Source organism: Arcicella sp. GW458-12-2-14-TSB2 (assembly GCF_059423785.1).
The window spans coordinates 1-19,722 of sequence record NZ_JBWKYN010000107.1; the positions used below are offsets into that span (position 1 = coordinate 1).

At 36.5% G+C, this 19,722-nt stretch carries 14 protein-coding genes; 6 read left to right on the forward strand and 8 right to left on the reverse strand.

The window, feature by feature from the left end; all coding sequences use genetic code 11:
- The first annotated feature begins 327 nt into the window (after nucleotides 1-327).
- The 5 genes from AC07XN_RS15425 (at nucleotide 328) to AC07XN_RS15445 (ending at nucleotide 8,265) form a co-directional block, all read left to right on the forward strand.
- Complete coding sequence (locus tag AC07XN_RS15425) at nucleotides 328-870, forward strand: RNA polymerase sigma-70 factor (RefSeq protein ID WP_494743730.1); 543 nt, start codon at nucleotides 328-330, stop codon at nucleotides 868-870.
- Between the two features lie 180 nt (nucleotides 871-1,050).
- A complete protein-coding gene (locus AC07XN_RS15430) occupies nucleotides 1,051-2,019 on the forward strand; it encodes a FecR family protein (protein WP_494743721.1) in 969 nt (322 codons plus the stop codon).
- Between the two features lie 234 nt (nucleotides 2,020-2,253).
- On the forward strand, nucleotides 2,254-5,628 hold the full coding sequence (locus AC07XN_RS15435) for a TonB-dependent receptor (RefSeq protein ID WP_494743722.1): 3,375 nt from the start codon (nucleotides 2,254-2,256) through the stop codon (nucleotides 5,626-5,628).
- A gap of 13 nt (nucleotides 5,629-5,641) precedes the next feature.
- Complete coding sequence (locus tag AC07XN_RS15440; RefSeq protein ID WP_309918129.1) at nucleotides 5,642-7,018, forward strand: RagB/SusD family nutrient uptake outer membrane protein; 1,377 nt, start codon at nucleotides 5,642-5,644, stop codon at nucleotides 7,016-7,018.
- A 119-nt stretch (nucleotides 7,019-7,137) separates the two neighbouring features.
- Entirely contained in the window at nucleotides 7,138-8,265 is a 1,128-nt protein-coding gene (locus AC07XN_RS15445; RefSeq protein WP_494743723.1) for a redoxin domain-containing protein, read from the forward strand.
- 86 nt (nucleotides 8,266-8,351) lie between these two features.
- Here the strand turns inward: AC07XN_RS15445 and AC07XN_RS15450 are convergent, their stop codons facing one another.
- The gene (locus AC07XN_RS15450) at nucleotides 8,352-9,884 is read right to left on the reverse strand and encodes a SulP family inorganic anion transporter (protein ID WP_494743724.1); all 1,533 of its coding nucleotides are present in this window, start codon (nucleotides 9,882-9,884) and stop codon (nucleotides 8,352-8,354) included.
- Between the two features lie 189 nt (nucleotides 9,885-10,073).
- Here AC07XN_RS15450 and AC07XN_RS15455 point away from each other — a divergent pair, with 189 nt between their 5' ends.
- A complete protein-coding gene (locus AC07XN_RS15455) occupies nucleotides 10,074-10,586 on the forward strand; it encodes a RidA family protein (RefSeq protein ID WP_494743725.1) in 513 nt (170 codons plus the stop codon).
- Nucleotides 10,587-10,649: 63 nt separating this feature from the next.
- Here AC07XN_RS15455 and AC07XN_RS15460 read toward each other — a convergent pair whose 3' ends face one another.
- The 7 genes from AC07XN_RS15460 to kdpF form a co-directional block, all read right to left on the reverse strand.
- Nucleotides 10,650-12,329, reverse strand: a complete 1,680-nt coding sequence (locus tag AC07XN_RS15460) for a HAMP domain-containing sensor histidine kinase (protein ID WP_494743726.1) — start codon at nucleotides 12,327-12,329, stop codon at nucleotides 10,650-10,652.
- 92 nt (nucleotides 12,330-12,421) lie between these two features.
- Entirely contained in the window at nucleotides 12,422-13,540 is a 1,119-nt protein-coding gene (locus AC07XN_RS15465; protein WP_494743727.1) for a sensor protein KdpD, read from the reverse strand.
- A 1-nt stretch (nucleotide 13,541) separates the two neighbouring features.
- Nucleotides 13,542-14,621, reverse strand: coding sequence for a porin (locus tag AC07XN_RS15470; RefSeq protein ID WP_494743728.1), 1,080 nt, complete (start codon nucleotides 14,619-14,621; stop codon nucleotides 13,542-13,544).
- Between the two features lie 170 nt (nucleotides 14,622-14,791).
- Nucleotides 14,792-15,361, reverse strand: coding sequence for a K(+)-transporting ATPase subunit C (locus AC07XN_RS15475; protein WP_309918109.1), 570 nt, complete (start codon nucleotides 15,359-15,361; stop codon nucleotides 14,792-14,794).
- Between the two features lie 64 nt (nucleotides 15,362-15,425).
- Nucleotides 15,426-17,471 carry a potassium-transporting ATPase subunit KdpB gene (kdpB, locus tag AC07XN_RS15480; RefSeq protein ID WP_494743729.1) on the reverse strand — a complete coding sequence of 682 codons (2,046 nt, stop codon included), beginning with the start codon at nucleotides 17,469-17,471 and terminating at the stop codon, nucleotides 15,426-15,428.
- Nucleotides 17,472-17,576: 105 nt separating this feature from the next.
- Nucleotides 17,577-19,286 carry a potassium-transporting ATPase subunit KdpA gene (gene kdpA / locus AC07XN_RS15485; protein ID WP_309918104.1) on the reverse strand — a complete coding sequence of 570 codons (1,710 nt, stop codon included), beginning with the start codon at nucleotides 19,284-19,286 and terminating at the stop codon, nucleotides 17,577-17,579.
- A 3-nt stretch (nucleotides 19,287-19,289) separates the two neighbouring features.
- Nucleotides 19,290-19,370: a K(+)-transporting ATPase subunit F gene (kdpF, locus tag AC07XN_RS15490; RefSeq protein WP_184135434.1), complete on the reverse strand. Its 81-nt coding sequence runs from the start codon at nucleotides 19,368-19,370 to the stop codon at nucleotides 19,290-19,292.
- Nucleotides 19,371-19,722 lie beyond the last annotated feature (352 nt).

Here is a 19,722-nt window from a genome sequence, read left to right on the forward strand (position 1 = left end):
GATTAATAATATAACGAAATAACATCATAAATATACGTTCTGTGCTAATTTCACTAAATTCATTGATTTTTCTGCAAAAAAAATTATTAATTGGGTTGAATTTACCATTAAATCAATTATATTTTGTTTATTTCAGCTTTAAAGGCTTTAAAAACACATTTATTAGAAAAATTATAAATTCTAAATAAGTTGTTTGTAGCTTTATGATTCGTATGGTAAGCGTTATTATTTTTCGTAATTTCACAATACTCTTTTCTTTTCAAAATCTTTACCTTTAAAGAAATAAATAAAACGATATCACATACTGACCAAGAACTATACCTACTGATTCAGCAAGGAGAAACCTCTGCTTTTGATGAAATTTATGAAAGGTATTGGGCAAAACTTTATGCATTTGCCTATAATAGACTAAGGGAAAAAGAAGCATCTGAGGAAATCATTCAAGATGTTTTTGTTTCACTTTGGTCTAATCGCCAAAACCTGCAAATTAATAGTTCACTCTCAGGCTATCTCTTCCAAGCTGTCAAGTATCAGATGCTCAATTTCATGAAATCGACTCAGGTACGCAATAATTACATTGATAGTTTTAATCATTTCAGAGATGCATTGTTCGACGATTCGACCAATGAACAAATGGCATTGAATGATTTAAAAATGATGTTGGAAAAAAGCATTATTGAACTTCCTGAAAAATGTCAGGAAGTATTCCGACTCAGTAGAACGCAACATTTAAGCATTCAGGAAATTTCGCTTCAACTAAACATTTCACATAAAACCGTTGAGAATCATTTAACCAAAGCCTTAAAGCATTTACGAAATTCATTGGGTGATTTTCTGGTTTTAAGCATTTTCTTCGAGCTATTTACCTAATTAAGTAGCCATTTTCAGGGTAAACTTATGCCTAATTTAAAAAAAAGATTTTTTTTCATTTTGAGATAGGTGTATAACGCCTTTGCATTTACTTCACTATAAGAGGATACATAAAATATTATTTGGGCATTTATGAATCTTCCAAAATAATATTTTATCTACTCAAACCTTAAAACAACTATGGGAGATTCAAAGCTTATTATATTAATTGAGAAGTACCAACAGGGCGTTTGTACAGTCGCTGAAAAACGAATAGTAGAAGAATGGATGGATTCGTTGGCAACTGAACAAAATTCTTTTGAGAATATCAAAGAAGCCGAAAAGCTTGCGATAAAGCAAAGAATGTTTTCTAAGATTAAGCAAGAGATAGCGGTTTCGCCCCGAAAATCTATCCGTTTTTTTAACTTGGCCAATTATGTTAAAATAGCGGCGGTGTTGGCCATACTGATTGGATTATTTGCTTTGGGTCCAATAGGCTATGATGTGTTTGATTTAAAGAATGAAACGATAGTCGCCTCTTCAGACGGGCAAACAAAGAAACTAATGCTGTCTGATGGTAGTATTATTTGGTTGAAAGGTAAAAGTACGTTGACATATCCAGAACATTTTGATAAACAGAATCGGGAAGTCAGTTTAAATGGGGAAGCGTTGTTTGAAGTTGCCAAAGATGCTAATCATCCTTTTATTGTACATTCGGGTCAGATGGATACTCGAGTTTTGGGTACAAGTTTTAATATTAGACACATCGGTGGACACATCGAAGTAGTGGTTTTCACGGGTAAAGTAACGGTTTCGTTACCTAATACGAATAAACAAATGTTGATTCTACCACTAGAAAAAGCCATTTGTATGCCAGCTGAAAAGGAAATAAAAGCACAAGTAAACGTACAAAAAGAGGAATATTTGGCCAACACAGAATACAATATGAATTTTGAAGATGCCAAAATGAGTGATATTATTAAGAAGATTGAGGCAAAATTTGATGTAACTGTAAAGTTAACAGACAACAATTTGCAGAATTGTTTGATTACGGCTGACTTCACAGATCAGTCTTTAGTAAAAACATTTGAAGTGCTTTGCCAAACTTTAAATGGAACTTTTGAGAGAGAAAACAATACTGTATGGCTAAAAGCAGAGGGATGTAATTAGGAGATGGAGGGCTTGACTTTACGGATAATATGTTTGCAAAAAATCAAACTAAATAATCAATAAACCAAAATAATGTAATCCTTAATGACAGAAAAAAAATCTTAAAAAAAGGCAAGAGTGTTCCCAGCACTCCTGCCTTGGCTAACTCCATTTCATCACACCGTTTGGTAACGGTGATGAGAAACTATTGTCTTATTCCTCCATTTCAACAAAGAATAAAACCAAATCAAAGGTATGATAGAAAATTATCGAATCAAAGACTTAACCCTAAGAATTATGCGGTTTACAATGCATCAAGCCATCATAATTATGATTTTTACGGGAATCATCAACGCTCATGTAAATTTTGCGCAAGGTGTTCTCAATCAAGGTGTTTCTATAAAAATTGAGAACGTTTCACTCAAAAATGCTTTGTCGCGTTTAGAAAAAGAAGCTAAAGTAAAGTTTGTTTATAGCAGTAGCCAAATCAATCTAAATCAAACAGTAAGTGTCAATTCTTCAAAAGAAGCACTAGGGAATTTATTGGATGGCTTGCTTAAGCCAATGGGGATTAAATATGCGGTGAAAGACGAACATTTAATTATTTTATCCAGAATTCCAGCGACCAGCATTTCGCTTAATGCATTAAAAGGAAACAATTTACCGAATACATCTACAGAGTCAGAACAAAAGGAGGACGTTACAGGTATTGTTACCTCTGCCGAAACGGGCGAACCTTTAATAGGGGTATCTGTAACTGCCAAAGGTACACCATTCGGAACAATAACCGATGAACACGGGAAATTCCGCATCTTGGCAAAAAAGGGATACATCCTTTTATTTACATATGTAGGCTATGAGTCATATACAGTAACTGTAGGAAATGTTACTGACTTGAAAATAAGTCTTAAGCCTTCACAAAAGGCATTGGATGAAGTAGTAGTGATAGGTTATGGTACTTCCTCAAAAAGAATCAATACAGGCTCAGTAAGCTCTATTACTTCAGCTGAAATTAGTAAGCAACCAGTAGCCAATGTATTGGCGGCCTTGCCTGGTCGTATTCCTGGTGCTCAGATTGCTCAAAACAATGGTCTCCCTGGAAGTGCCGTACAAATCCAAATTCGTGGTCAAGGCTCACTTTCGTCAGGTACAATTCCTTTGTATGTAATTGATGGCGTGCCTTTCACCAACTTCAATGGCGGTTCGCCTGCTACAGACAACTTGAATGCTTTCGGTACGTCGGGGGCTAACGGTGGTGTAAGCCCTTTCAGCATGATTAATCCTGCTGATATTGAACGTATTGATATTTTAAAAGATGCTGATGCTACTTCTATTTACGGTTCACGTGGTGCAAATGGCGTAGTATTGATTACCACAAAAAGAGGCAAAGCAGGAAAAACAAAATTTGATGTAAATGCTTCAACTGGATTCAGTGAATTGAATCGCTTTATCCCGATGCTTAATCCAGAGCAGTATTATAATTTAAGAACACAGGCATTCAAAAACGATGGCGTAACACCTAATACCAACAATGCTCCAGATTTATTAGTTTGGGATAAAACCAAAACGACCGACTGGCAAAAGTATTTCTTGGGTGGAACTGGTAAAATCAATGACATTCAAACAACGCTTTCGGGTGGTGATGCCAATACTCGCTTCTTGTTTAATGCAGGTTACAGAACTGAATCTACGATTTTCCCTGGAGACTTTTCAAGCAAGAGATTTACCAGTCGTTTGAATTTAGACCATAACTCGAAAAACAGAAAACTAAATGTTGCTTTTGCTGTAAGTTATTCAAAAGATAACACCAATCTACCACAAAGTGATGTAAGTATGGTTTATAATCTACCGCCAAACTTGCCTTTGTATGATGCAAATGGTAAGTTATTTTGGTCATCAAACTTTACCAACCCCTTGTCAACTCTAGGAAGAACTTACCTTTCAAACACTACCAATTTGATTGGTAATGCAAGTGTAAGATATAATGTTTTTTCAGGCTTTAATATCAAATCAAACTTTGGCTATACCATTACAGATTTAGATCAAAAAAACCTTACTCCTGCTTCGGTATTAAACCCTGCTTCAAACCCTACAAGTAACTCGGTTTTTGCAGACAACAAGGCCCAAAACTATATTATTGAACCAACAGCAGAATATACAAAGGAAATTGGTCAAGGTAAATTATTGGCAGTAGCTGGAGCAAGCTGGCAACACAATACTTCTGATGGTTATTACATCACAGGAAGCAACTATAGTAGCGAGGCTTTGTTGAATACGCTTTCGGCAGCGGGTTTGATTACAATTAATTATAATAATATTGTAGAATACAAGTACAATGCTCTTTTTGGTCGTGTAAACTACGATTGGAAAGGTAAATATTTTGCCAATGCTACTTTCCGTAGAGATGGTTCTTCTCGTTTTGGTCCGAACAATCGTTATGGAAACTTTGGAGCTTTGGGTGCTGCTTGGGTATTTAGTGAAGAAGATTTTGCTAAAAAAATACCTGTATTGAGTTTTGGTAAATTAAGAGCCAGCTATGGAACTACTGGTAACGACCAGATTTCTAACTACTTGTACTTACCGCTTTATAGTACATCAGGAACGTATCTGAGCAATCCAGCAATGAATCCTGTTACTTTACCAAATGCTGATATTCAATGGGAAACTACCAAGAAGTTTGAAGTAGCCTTAGAATTGGGCTTCTTGAAAGATAAAATCCTTTTAACAGCCGACTATTATAACAATCGTTCAAGCAATCAGATTGCTTACTTACGTTTGCCAACCCAAACGGGCTATAATTCAATTTTATCAAACTTACCTGCTTTGATTGAAAACAGCGGCTTGGAATTCGATATAAGCACGACGAATATTTCAACAGGCGATTGGAAATGGACTTCTACTTTAAATGTTACTTTACCAAAAAATAAATTGGTTGAATTTCCCGGTATAGAAAATACATTCTCTAGCGGGTCATACATTGTTGGGCAGCCAATCAACTTTACAAAGGTACTTCACTATTTAGGCGTTGACCCTAAAACTGGTGCAGCACAATATGAGGATATTAATAAAGATGGAGCCATCACTTTTGACGACCGATACGTTGCTAAAATCGGAACGCCTTATTATGGAGGATTGGGAAATAGCGTTTCTTACAAAAATTTTCAATTAGATTTCTTTTTCCAATTTAACCATCGTTTTGGTCAAACCAATATTCTTAATAACAGACCCGGTACTTTGAATAACCAAAATACAGCGTATTTAGATGTTTGGCAAAAAGAAGGTGATATTACCAATGTTCCAGCGGCAACAGCCGTAGCAGGTTCCGCGGTTTATAATTCATATAACTTCTATAGTTCGTCGGATGCTTTCTGGGGAGATGCTTCTTATTTAAAATTGAGATCTGCAAGTATTGCTTACAATGTTCCTAAAAACATTGCAAAAGTATTGGGAATGACTAATTGCAGACTATATGTACAAGGGCAAAACCTATTTACTTGGTCTAAAAACAAATATATTTTAGATACTGAAACAACAGTTGCTGGTGGCCCTCCGGGATTAGGGACAGGTACTATTGCACAGGTTTTGCCACCACTTAGAACTATTTTGTTTGGTATCAATTGCTCATTTTAATTAAGGAAATACTATGATAAATATTCATAAAAAAATAAAAGGAGTTTTATGGGCAACAGCCTTTACTTCTTTATCGCTTTTATCCTCGTGTGAGTCATTTGTAGAATTGGGGGCTCCACCCACTCAGGTTGTTTCTGATGATGTATTCAAAGCCGATGTTACTGCAAACAGTGCAATACTTGGTTTATACAATGGAAACATTATGGTAAATTTTATTCAAGGAGCTAGCTTTTACCCTGGTATGTCTGCTGATGATATTCAGTATAATTATACTAACAGTGCCTTTGAGGAATTTGAAAATAATGCACTGACGTCTATTAATGCTTCGGTTGAAAATACGACATGGTTTTATGGCTATCAGCAAATAAAAAATGCCAATAATGCTATTGCTGGTTTGAACAAATCACAAACGTTGACGCCGTCGGTAAAAGAACAGTTATTGGGCGAAGCAAAATTCATCAGGGCTTTATCGTATTTTTATTTAGTCAATTTGTTTGGTGATGTGCCAATGTCTTTAACGCCAGATGCTGATTATGAGGCTAAAGCAAATTCGCCAAGAACACCCGCTACAACTATCTGGGCTCAGATTATCACAGATTTAAAAGAAGCTCAAACGCATTTACCTACAACCTATGTGGGTACTTTCAAAGGACGTGTCAACAAACATGCCGCCACAACATTGTTGGCACGTGCCTATTTGTACAATAAAGATTGGGCAAATGCTGAAACACAGGCGAGTCAGGTAATTACAGCACAAGCCTATACCTTGCCAGCACCTGCAGATGCTTTTGTAAATACTAGTACTGAAACGATTTGGCAAATAGCCAACACCACAGGAGTATCTACTTTTGGGGCTAATTACTTGGCTGCTACAGGAGTAATTCCAAATTTTTCACTCTATGATACGCTGTATAAATCGTTTGAAGAGGTGGACTTAAGAAAAATCAATTGGACAGGTGTTACCAAAATCGCCACAACCAATTACTACTTTATCAATAAGTATAAAGTAAGGACAGGTACTGGTAATGAATATAACATTGGTTTACGTTTTGCAGAATTATACTTGATTCGTTCTGAAGCACAAGCACAACAAGGGAAACTTGTAGAAGCGAAAGCCGATGCAGATATTATTCGAAAAAGAGCAGGTTTAGCAGCTTTGTCAAGTACAATTACAAAGGAGCAACTCTTGTTGGCGATTGAGAAAGAACGAAAACTAGAATTTTTTGGAGAGTGGGGACACCGCTGGTTAGATTTAAAACGGACAAATAGAGCTGATGCTGTAATTGGTGGGCAAAAACCAAAGACATGGAAATCGACTGCGGTGCTGTATCCAATTCCAGAAAACCAGCGATTAGCGAATAAGAACCTAACTCAGAATGCTGGATATTAATTATTGAGTGAATTGTTATTTGGTTGATAATTAAGCACAGAAAGTGCTTAATTATCAACACTCCTCTTTTTTTACATCATAAGTTTTAACAAAACATTTCAAACAACCAACGCACGATTATGAAAAAAATATTAATGGCACTAAGCTTATTAGCTTTGTCTGCTTCAAGCATAATGGCTCAAACCAAGCCTACTAAAGAAAAAGAAGCATTATACAATGTTAGTGGTAAAATTGAAGGAGTTAAGGATGAAAAAATCTTCATCTCTACGTATAATGGCAAAGGTTTTGATGTAGATTCATTGGTAAGTACTGACGGAAAGTTTGCGTTCAAAGGCAAATTAAAGTATCCTGCTATTTATAGTTTATATTTAAATCCGAAGAAAGACCGTCTAAATATATTTGTACAAAGTGGTACTATTTTAGTACAGGCAACCAAAGATTCTTTGAATAAAGGCACTGTAAAAGGCTCTGCTCTACACACAGACTGGATGGTACATAGAAAGCAAATGGAAGGTGCGTATGCATTGATGAGCAAGGGAGATAATTTGTACAAGACCGTTCAAAAAACGAAAGACCCTGACAGTGTTGCGTTACGAAAAACAGCTCATGAGCTTTTTGTTGCTGGTGAAGCTTATGCTGATAGTATCTGTAAGCAATTCATTACTACGCACCCTAATTCTACCATTAGTCCATTTATCATAAATAGCTATTTTATGAGAGCTGGCTCTGAAGATAAAGCGAAGGAGTATTATAATCTTTTGGCTAAAAATGCAAAAGACTCTTATTATGGAATAAGTGTAAAAGAATTTTTAGATAAAGCTGCTTTAGTGGATGTTGGCAGAATGGCTCCAGCCTTTAGCATGGCAGATACTACAGGCAATGCCTTTACATTAGCATCTCTAAAAGGAAAGTATGTATTGGTTGATTTTTGGGCAAGTTGGTGTGCCCCATGTAGGAAAGAAAATCCAAATGTTGTAAAAGCGTATAATGAGTACCGTGATAAAAATTTTGAAATTGTAGGGGTTTCACTAGACGACAAAAAGAACAACTGGATAAAAGCTATTAATGCTGATAAATTGACATGGGTTCACGTGTCGGATTTGAAAGGCTGGCAAAACGAGGCTGCTAAAATGTATGCCGTAAGTGCTGTGCCAATGAATTTCTTGTTAGACAAAAATGGAAAAATCATTGCGAAAAACCTTAGAAGTGAAGAGCTTCACAAAAAACTAGCTGAATTAATTCACTAATCTTATCATTCTTATTGGTTTGTATATGTACAATCGCATATACAAACCAATCATGTTTGAAATTTTAGTCCTACAAGCGTAAAAAATCAATCCTCAACTACACGATAAGTAGGGTCTTCCAGAATATTTACTTCTATTATTTTATCAGCTCTTGCCAGCAAAGCTCTGGAATCAGGGCTGAGATGAGTAAGTTTTACCATTTTATTGTGTTGAGCGTAACGTTCAGTAATTTTATTAACTGCCTCAATCGCACTCATATCGGCAATTCTACTTTCTGCAAAATCAATGACTACTTCGTTCGGGTCGTTTACAATATCAAATTTTTCTGCAAAAGCAGTAGTTGAGCCAAAGAACAGCGGCCCATAAATGGCATAATGCTTTACACCATTACTATCAATGAATTTTCTGGCTCTAATGCGTTTGGCACTTTCCCAAGCAAAAGATAAAGCAGACATTATTACGCCTATTAATACTGCCAAAGCTAAATTATGAAACCAAATGGTAATGCCTGCTACCAATACTCCTACAAAAATATCTTGATTGGGCATCTTGTTGATGATTTTAAAACTCATCCATTCAAATGTCTCAATTGCTACCATAATCATCACGCCAGTAAGTGCCGCCATTGGTAAGCTTTCAATAAGGGGTGAAGCAAACAGAATAACTGATAAAATAGCCAGCGAAGCAACAATACCCGAAAGACGGGCTCTGGAACCTGCTGAAATATTCACCAATGTTTGAGCAATCATCGGGCAACCGCCCATGCCAAAGAAGAACCCATTTAAAATATTGGCAGCTCCTTGTGCCAAAGATTCCCTGTTGCCATTTCCCTTGGTTTGTGTAAGCTCGTCAACTACATTGAGTGTCAGTAATCCTTCGGTTAAACCTACGCCTGCCATAATCAAACCATAAGGGAAAATAATTTGCAAGGTTTCAAATGTAAAAGGAATATTAGGAAGATGAAAAGGTGGAAATCCACCAGACACAGAAGCAATATCTTTGACCGTTTTGGTTTCAATTTTAAAAACGTACACTCCTATTCCGACTGCTATAATAGCCATTAAGGAAGCTGGAACGGCTTTGCTGATTTTAGGAAAAATTAAAACAATAGCAATTGTTAAAGCTACCAAAGCCAGCATAGTATATAAGGGTGTCGATGATAACCAGACTGATTGTCCGTTAACAATTGTTTTGAATTGTTCAATTTGTGCCATAAAAATAACAACAGCCAAACCATTGACAAAGCCAAACATAACGGGCTGAGGTACTAAGCGAATAAACTTACCAAGTTTAAATAACCCTACCATTATTTGGACAATTCCTGCTATAATAATTGCCCCAAAAACATATTCTAATCCATGCGACTTCATCAAAGCAATAAGCACAATTACGGTTGCACCAGCCCCGCCTGATACCAACCCCGGTCTCCCTCCAAAAACAGCCGTTACAAAACCCATAATAAAGGCTGCATACAAACCCATTAATGGTGGGAAACCTGCTAATATGGCAAAGGATAGCGATTCTGGAATCATCGTCATGGCAACGGTGAGTCCTGCTAATATTTCTACTTTATAATCTACTTTCTTTGAAAAATCAAAAATATTTAAATACTTAATCATTATTTATATTTTACAATATGATACCCTATATAAAAGCAAAGGTAAGTCTTAAGGTTTTGGAATCAAAAATTAGTCCATACAGCCATAAATACATCTGAATAAATGCTTAGTCCTAATAATGTACTTGAATATCTAATAATTTTAAACAATATTTGAGTATTGTTCATCCTTACTAAAACAACAATCATCATGAAGAAAACTCTTCTTTTTCTCGCTTTATTCTTTAGTCTTCAAACGTTTGCCCAAACGCCAGAAGAAAATTTAGCCAAATTGGGCATTACTTTACCAGCCGTAGGACAACCCATTGCCAGTTACGTTAATGTGGTACGTACAGGAAATTTATTATTTCTCTCAGGGAAAGGCCCTTTAAAAGCAAGTGGAGAATATATCACAGGGAAATTAGGGAAAGACTTAACCATAGAAGAAGGAGCCAAAGCCGCAGAACTAGCTGCTACTCACCAATTAGCGGTATTAAAAGCTACACTAGGCGATTTAAGCAAAGTAAAAAGAATCGTAAAAATAGTAGGATTCGTAAATAGTGATAGCCAATTCTTTGACCATCCAAAAGTAATCAATGGTTGCTCAAATTTAATGATTCAGGTATTCGGAGAAAAGGGAAAACACGCACGTTCGGCTTTAGGAGTAAGTGCTTTACCGTTAAATATGGCGGTTGAAATTGAAATGGTTGTAGAAGTAGAATAACTTTCAATTCATACCTTATGTAGCTTTGGGATTATTTAATTCCTAAAGCTACATAAGGCAACACTAAACCCTCAAGGAAAAGTAAAAAGTACTCCCTTCACCAACAACAGACTCTACCCAGATATGTCCGTTTTGAGCTTCAATGAACTGTCGGGCAATGGCCAATCCTAACCCTGTTCCCTTCTGGCTATCAGGTGTTTGAAAATATTTGTCAAATATTTTTTCTAGGTATTCCATTGCAATACCTTTCCCAAAATCTTGTACCGTAAAAATCACCATGTTATTTTGACGAATGGCAGAAACAATGATTTTACTATTTTCAGGGCTGTATCGAATGGCATTTGTTAATAGATTCACCAAAATCCAAGCTGTTTTTTCTGCGTCAGCTTGCACTTTTGGAAGATTGCCCGAAAGCTGTACTTCAAGTTCAATATTACTTTGTTGAGCCTGAAATTGCACTGCCGAAGTAGCGTATTCTATAATTTTATGTGGTTCAACCTCTTGCATGGTCAAAGAAATTTTACCACTTTCTACTTGGGTCAAATCCAATAATTCACCTGTGATATTTAGCAACCTTTGGCTATCTGATTTGATGTTTTCTAATAACTGACTTTGTTCGCTATTCAAAGTACCTACTTTCTCGTTTTCCAATAATTTCAGACTCATCTTAATGGCTGAAATAGGCGTTTTTAATTCGTGTGAAATGGTAGCGATAAAATTAGTTTTGGCTTCGTCCAATTCATGAAAACGAGTGATGTTCTTTAATAAAATTACTTTTCCTAATACTTTATCATTACTTTCTACAATTAGGCTTTCTTTGGTAAAATAACTTTCCCGCTCGTCGGCATAGATTTTGATTTCTTTGTTGCCGTCTTTTTCATTCAAAAGTGTTCTTAATAAATCATTATAAAGTGCGATGTCTGGAGCATAATTACCTATTAAATCATCGGCTTGTACATTCAACATTTTAATCGCTACAATATTTACGAAGAGTATTCTATTCTTTTCATCTAACCCAATTACGGCATCATTCAGATTATTAATAATGGCTTCTATCCTACTCTTTTCAAATAATATTTTAGCCAGATTTGAATGTTCGTATTCATTTAATTTCTCTGCCATTGAATTAAATGCTGAAGCCAATTCTCCAAACTCATCTTCTGAAGAAAAATGTAGTCGTTGTTCGTAATTCTTATTTGTAATTTCTTGAATCCCTTTTGTAAGTTCTTTAATCGGATTAGCAATATAAGAAGGGAAATTAACGATAAAGGTGAACGTCAGCAACATACAAACGATAGCCACCGTTTTCAGGTAATTACTTGCACTCTCTGCCGTTTTTAAGGCTAAATCATTTTTCCTGACAATGCCTTGCTGATTTAATTCAGCGATTTTAAATAACGCTTGGTTGAGTTTTAACAAATGGTTGGCAGTAGTATCTTTCTTAAAATTAGTATATTCTTTCCTTAATGCTTGTGTGGCTTCTTTTTCCCCTATTTCGGTGACGTTATGTGCTTGCTTATCTAATAATTGCTCAAATGCCTTTTGTTTGCTTTGATCGGCTGTCCAAGTATTCAAGATTACCTGCATGCCTTGCACATACTCTAATGACTCGATATTGTCACGCAGAATTTTACTGGAATCTGCTTTAAGCTGATTAAGATAATAAGTTCCCATGCCACCCAACAGCACGATGACAGAAAACAGGAAGAATAATCCCAGTTGAAGTTTTGCTTTGATTTTCATGGTAATTAGCTGTGAGTGGTGAGCAATGAGCTTTCAGCTTTTTTTGATTGCCTGCCAGTGAAATAATAGACAACCATTAATGAGTAATCTATTTAACTTAAAATAACAATATCAATATCTGAGGACGATAGTTTTTTCAATAACTGATTAAATAAATTCGTCGCCAAGATAATTCTGAATAAACTAAAATGTGGCTTCCCGATACAAATCGTTGTGATTTCATATTTTTCAGCCATTTCTACAATACTTTTTGCCACCGAATCACTTTGTATTCTGATAACTTCTGCTCCTAATTCAGTAGCTAGTTTTAGGTTATTAATCAAGTGTCGCTGAGTAGCTAAATTTATTTTATCACTTGCTTCCGAAGGTCTTTGTACATACAAAACAAACCATTTAGAATCGTAATGCGATGCTAAACGAGCTGTTTTTCGAATAATATTTTTAGAAGTATTGGCATTTGAGCTGATACAAGCTAAGAAACGTTCGTGGGTAAATTTACTACTGGAAACCTCATTAAATACTTTTCTTTCTACCTGATGGGCTACTTCTTTCAAGGCTAATTCTCGCAACTGCAAAAGCTTAGAGGGCTGAAAGAAATTATTCAAGGCTGTTTCTACTTTTTTCAAATCGTAGATTTTACCTTCTTTTAACCTGACAATAAGCTCATCAGCCGTTAAGTCGATATTGACTACTTCGTCTGCTTGTTGCAAAACCCAATCGGGTACTCTTTCGGCTACTTCTACATTTGTAATTTTCTTTACTTCATCATTAAGGCTTTCGAGATGCTGAATATTAACCGCAGAAATAACATTGATACCAGCATTCAAAATCTCCATGACATCCTGCCACCGTTTTTCATTCTTCGACCCTTCGATATTAGTATGAGCCAGCTCATCTACAATCACAATTTCGGGACGTTGATTGATAATTGCTTGAACGTCCATTTCCTCTAATTCCTTGCCTTTATAAAAAAGTTTCCGACGAGGAATCATAGGAATGCCTTCTAGCAATGCATGAGTTTCTGCTCGATTATGGGTTTCGACATAACCAATTTTTATATTGACATTGTTACGAAGCAAGGTGTGGGCTTCTTGCAACATTCTAAATGTTTTGCCCACACCAGCACTCATGCCAATGTATATTTTAAACTTCCCTCGCTTCGACTGGCGGATTAGTTCAAGAAAATATGCTGCTGACTGCTCTTTTTGCATCTTAAATTGAGATAGCGATTGAGGTATTCAATGAAAAATTATTCTTCACGGTTTGCCCTTCTTTGATAAAAATATTGTCTTTACTTTCTAATAATCTTCCTTCTATTCGCCAAAGGATATTATCACTGGCTTTATAATCTACATTAAGCGAATACCCACTTGTCTGAAAACCATTAGGTGTATTAGTGGCAATAATAACGCCATTTTTATCTTGATAATACTCCCAACGAACCGCCCCAGACCACTGAGAATTGGCTGTATATTTTAAAATAGCAACAGGACTATACCAAGTATTATAATCTGACGAACCCGTTGACGCTTGTTCCATACCATAGTCAAATCCTGCAATCAAACCCAATTTTGTAGATACTTGAAATATACCATAAAGGTTTGAAAAGTACCTTTGTTGCTTCTCATTACTCGGTTTATCATTTCCGATAAAAGTACTCCAATTAAGCGTAGTCTTATCGTTTGGTTTAAACTGTACTTGTGTCCCTAAAGCAAGTGTTTGGTTACCATTTGGACGTTTTATTCTCTGCCAGCCATTCAATACCAAGCCAGAAAGCGTCCATCGATTATCTTGATTAATAAAAGTAACTTTAGCCCCAGATTCAAAGTATGGTGTATTTTCTGCTAAAATACTTCGGGTTAAGGTCCAACAATCTTTTGAAATAGCACTTTCAAAACCAATGTGCGATGGCATAATACCAGCATCTAACCATAGGTTGTTGTTTTTAGATAGCCTTACACCAACATTGGCTTCGAAAACGTGTTGTAAAAGTGATGGTTCGGCTGCCAAATTATACTGTGCATACGTACCAGCCATCAAAGCTAAATTGGCACGGGTATTTTCTGTACTATAACTACCTTTGATAAAACCCAGATTCAAATTAAACTCATTGTGTCGGTTATGATTATACAAAAAGCTTGGTCTTTCATGATTCGCTGGTTGATTAAAATCATAGACATAATAGGTTTCCAGATAAGCCGACCAAGTAATGCTTGGTTTACTTTCAGTTTGTCCAAAAATACTTGTTTGAAAAACGAACAAGGCAATCAAAGTAAAATAAATTGTTTTCATGATATGAGATTGTTTTTGTGAATTGGTTTATCTCATAGTTTGATAGGTTTAGGTTTAGCAATGAGCTTTGAGCTATAATAAATCATTCAATCTACTCATGGCATGACTTGAAGTCATGCCATGAGTGAACTCTTCTTGCTCAAAGCTTATAGCTCACGGCTCAAAGCTCACTACTTGCTACTCAAAGCTTCTAAAGCAATATTCAATTTTAATACATTTACTTTTTCTGTTCCGAACAAGCCCAAAAGAGGTTTTTCGGTTTGGGCATTTACTAATGCTACTAATTTTTCTTTTGATATATTTCTAATTTTGGCAATTCTATCTATCTGTACCAAAGCACCTTTTGGTGAAAGGTGTGGGTCTAGCCCACTACCCGAAGCTGTTACTAATTCAGATGGAATCTCGGCTTTAGGAACTGTTGGATTATGCACCAAAAAGGTATCAATACGAGCCTGCACTTGTGCTAAATAATCAGGGTTTGTAGTCCCTTTGTTTGAACCCCCAGAACCAGCAGCATTGTAACTCACAGCCGAAGGACGGCTATTAAAATACTGGTCTTGGTCAAACTTCTGACCGATATTGTCTGCTCCTACAATTCTTCCATGATACTCAACAAAAGGCACTTTACCTTTGCTAGGAGCAAACTGTGCAAAGCCCAAAACCACTAAAGGATAAATAATAACGAATAGCAACAAACACATCAAAGTGAGTTTAAGTGCTGGGAATAATTGAGTTTTCATTGTCTGAAAAAAATGAATTTGAAAATTTGAAAGTGTGGTGATTTGAAAATGAGTTTTGTTTTCCTTAGAAAAACAATCCAACCGCTAAATCCAATACTTTAATTCCGATAAAAGGAATGATAAGTCCACCAACACCGTAAATCAATAAGTTTCTTCTTAATAAAGCACTTGCTCCGATTGGCTTATAATCAACCCCTCTTAAAGCCAAGGGAATTAAAGCAGGAATAATCAATGCATTAAAAATCACTGCCGATAAAATGGCGCTTTCTGGCGAATGCAAGTGCATGATATTAAGCCCTTGCAAGCTCGGGATACTGGCAATAAACAACGCTGGTACAATGGCAAAGTACTTAGCTACGTCATTAGCAATCGAGAAGGTAGTCAGTGTACCACGGGTCATTAATAATTGCTTACCGATTTCTACAATCTCAATCAGTTTAGTAGGGTCATTATCCAAATCCACCATGTTACCAGCTTCTTTGGCAGCCACCGTACCAGAGTTCATGGCTACACCTACATCAGACTGAGCTAAAGCAGGTGCATCGTTCGTACCATCACCCATCATGGCTACCAGTTTACCACTTGCTTGTTCGGCTTTGATATAGTTCATTTTATCTTCTGGTTTGGCTTCAGCGATAAAATCATCTACACCTGCTTTTTCAGCAATGTATTTAGCTGTCAAAGGGTTATCACCAGTTACCATTACCGTTTTGATACCCATTTTACGCAAACGTTCAAAACGTTCTTGGATACCTGGTTTGATAATATCCTGTAGTTCAATAACACCCAACACTTTTTCGTTTTCAGTCACTACCAAAGGAGTGCCTCCATTACTAGCGATAAATTTTACTTTATCAGTAATTTCAGCAGGGAAAGTATTGCCTGCATTTTCTGCAAGGTTTCTCATTGAATCAAAAGCACCTTTACGAATACGTGTTCCGTTCGGAAGGTTTACCCCTGATGAACGAGTCTCAGCCGTGAATTTTATTAATTCTACATCACTTTGTAGCACTGGAATCTTCAAGCTATGACTAGCCGCTAGCTCAATAATCGATTTACCTTCGGGCGTATCATCGGCTAAAGAACTCAAAATGGTGGCATTCATAAACGTTTTATTATCTGTGCCATTTGCCGCATAAAAATTAGTGGCTTTACGGTTACCGATGGTTATTGTCCCTGTTTTATCCAACAACAAAACATCAATATCCCCTGCTGTTTCCACCGCTTTACCCGACTTTGTAATTACGTTTGCCCGTAAAGCTCTGTCCATACCAGCAATACCAATCGCAGAAAGTAAACCGCCGATAGTAGTAGGAATTAAACAAACAAATAGTGATATAAAAGCCGCAATCGTTATGGGTGTGTTAGCGTAATCTGCAAAAGGTTTAAGGGCTACACAGACAATGATAAAAATTAGGGTAAAGCCAGCCAAAAGAATGGTTAAAGCAATTTCGTTAGGTGTTTTTTGGCGAGAAGCTCCTTCTACCAAAGCAATCATTTTATCCAAAAAGCTTTCACCTGGTTCTGTCGTAACAATTACTTTAATTTTGTCAGAAAGTACTTTTGTACCACCCGTTACAGATGATTTATCCCCACCTGACTCACGAATTACTGGGGCAGATTCCCCCGTGATAGCCGACTCGTCAATCGTCGCCAAGCCTTCAATGATTTCGCCATCGGTAGGAATAGTATCTCCTGCTTCACACACAAAAACATCTCCTTTTCTCAACTGAGCTGAATTTACAATTTGAATCTCGTTCAAATACATTTCCCCAACCGAACGAATTAGTTTAGCTGGTGTTTCTTCTCGGGTTTTACGGAGAGAATCCGCTTGGGCTTTACCTCTCGCTTCGGCGATGGCTTCGGCAAAATTGGCAAATAAAAGGGTTAGCAATAAGATGATTAAAACCGTTAGATTATAAGCAAATGAGCCTTGATCTGTATTATTGATGCTATAAATCGTAACAAATAGCATCACAAGTGTTCCTAATTCAACGGTAAACATTACAGGATTTCGGAACATTATTCTTGGATTTAGCTTTACAAAAGAAGCTGTAAGAGCTTCCTTGACTAAATCTGCTTGAAAAAGCGAAGTTGGTTGGGTTTTCATTGGAGTAAGCTTTAAGCTGTGAGCCATGAGCTATCAGCTTTGAATATTTTAAAGTATTTTAAATTTTTGATTTATAAGCAAATCCGAAGTCTAAAAGCTTATCGCTCAAGGCTTATAGCTAAAAGCTGTAAAATATTCCGCAATTGGGCCTAATGTCAGGGCTGGGAAGAAGGATAGGGCTGCTACTATAAAAATTACGGCAAAAACCATCAATCCAAATGTTCCAGTATCGGTTTTTAAAGTACCTGCACTTTCAGGAATATATTTTTTATTAGCTAAAATCCCTGCAATGGCTACTGGACCGATAATTGGCAAAAACCTACTGATTACCATCACAATACCGCAGGTAACGTTCCACCAAACAGTATTGTCGCCTAGTCCTTCAAAACCAGAACCATTGTTGGCAGCCGAAGAAGTATATTCATACAGCATTTCTGAAAAGCCATGAAACCCAGGGTTATTTAACCAGCCAATATCAGGATTTTTAACAAAGACGAAAGATGATAAGGCAGTAGCCCCTAAAATCATCAGTGGGTGAAGTAAGGCAATAATGGTTGCAATCTTCATTTCTTTTGCTTCTATTTTCTTACCCAGAAACTCAGGTGTACGCCCAACCATTAAGCCTGAAATAAATACCGCAATGATGATAAAAATATAGAAGTTCAAGAAGCCTACTCCTACCCCACCATATAGTGCATTAATCATCATACCCAACATCGTGAACATCCCCGTTAATGGCGTAAAGCTATCGTGCATGGCATTCACAGAACCATTTGAGGTAACTGTTGTGGCAATACCCCAATAAGCAGATGCCGCAGGGCCAAAACGTACTTCTTTACCTTCCATACTGCCTAGTTGTTGGGTAATTCCCATTGTCGAAATGTCTGTACTTCCTTTCATTTCTAAATAGATAGACGGTATCAAGAATAATAGAAAACCGAGTGTCATTACCCCAAAAATGGTATAGGCTAACTTTTTACGTTTTAAATAATAGCCCAAAGCAAAAACCATCGCTATCGGAATTAACAGGATACTGCCTACTTCTACAATATTGGTTAGGTAGTTGGGGTTTTCGAGTGGGTGAGCAGAGTTTACGCCAAAATATCCGCCACCATTCGTACCTATTTGTTTAATGCCTATCATGGCTGCGGCAGGACCACGAGAAACCTGTACAGTATCGCCCTGCATTGATATAAATGAAGCTTTACCTTCTACATTCATCGGTGTGCCATTGTATAAAACAACCAACGCAACTACTAAAGAAAGTGGCAATAAAATACGTGTACAAGCTTTAAGGAAATAATTGTAAAAGTTGCCTAGTTTATCAGTAGTGCGTTCTTTCATGGCGTTAAATACCATCGCACAAACAGCCATACCTGCACCCGCAGAGATAAATTGGAATAAAGTAAGGCAAGAGATTTGTCCTAAATACGACATTCCGCTTTCGCCTGAATAATGCTGTAAGTTGGTATTTGATAAAAATGAAATAGCGGTATTAAAGGCTAAATCTGCTGACATCGATGGGTTTCCGTCTGGGTTCCAAGGCAACCAACTTTGGTTCATTAATACAAACATTGCCCAGAAAAACCACAGTAAATTAATCGTTAAGAGGGCTACTAAATGCTGTTTCCAAGTCATCTCTTGTTTAGGATTGATACCTGAAAACTTAAAGAAAAGTTTTTCAATAGGATTGAAGATTGAGTCGAGAAAAGTAGCTTCGCCACCAAAAACTTTTGCGATATATTTCCCCAATGGAATAGCACAAGCTATTGTGAGGATAAAGGTGAGGATTACTCCTAAAATTTCAGTATTCATTGCTTAGAATTTTTCTGGTTTTAATAAAACATAACACAAATAGCCAAATACGGCGATGGATAGTGCAAAGAGGGCTGTCATCATGATTTTATAAGAATTTTTTAGATTCGTTTAAGGTTAAATGTTTTCAAAAAAATCTATCGCTTTTAAAAAGAATGCGAAGCATAAAAGCCCAGCGAGTAAAAGAATGAAGGTCATCATGGTTTTAGTTGTTTATTTGATGACCTAATGCCAAAATATGAGCCAAGAAAGAGAAGAAGGCTGTTACTTATTGATAATCAATAAGATATAATTTTTAGTGATTTTTGAGCGATAAAAAACCCTTCCAAAATGGAAGGGTTTTTGTCAGAATGGAAGGATTTATGGTTTCGGATTAGAATATTAAGGTGTTACTTATTTGTTGTGAATTTTAAATAGAAATTCTTAGGTTCTTTAT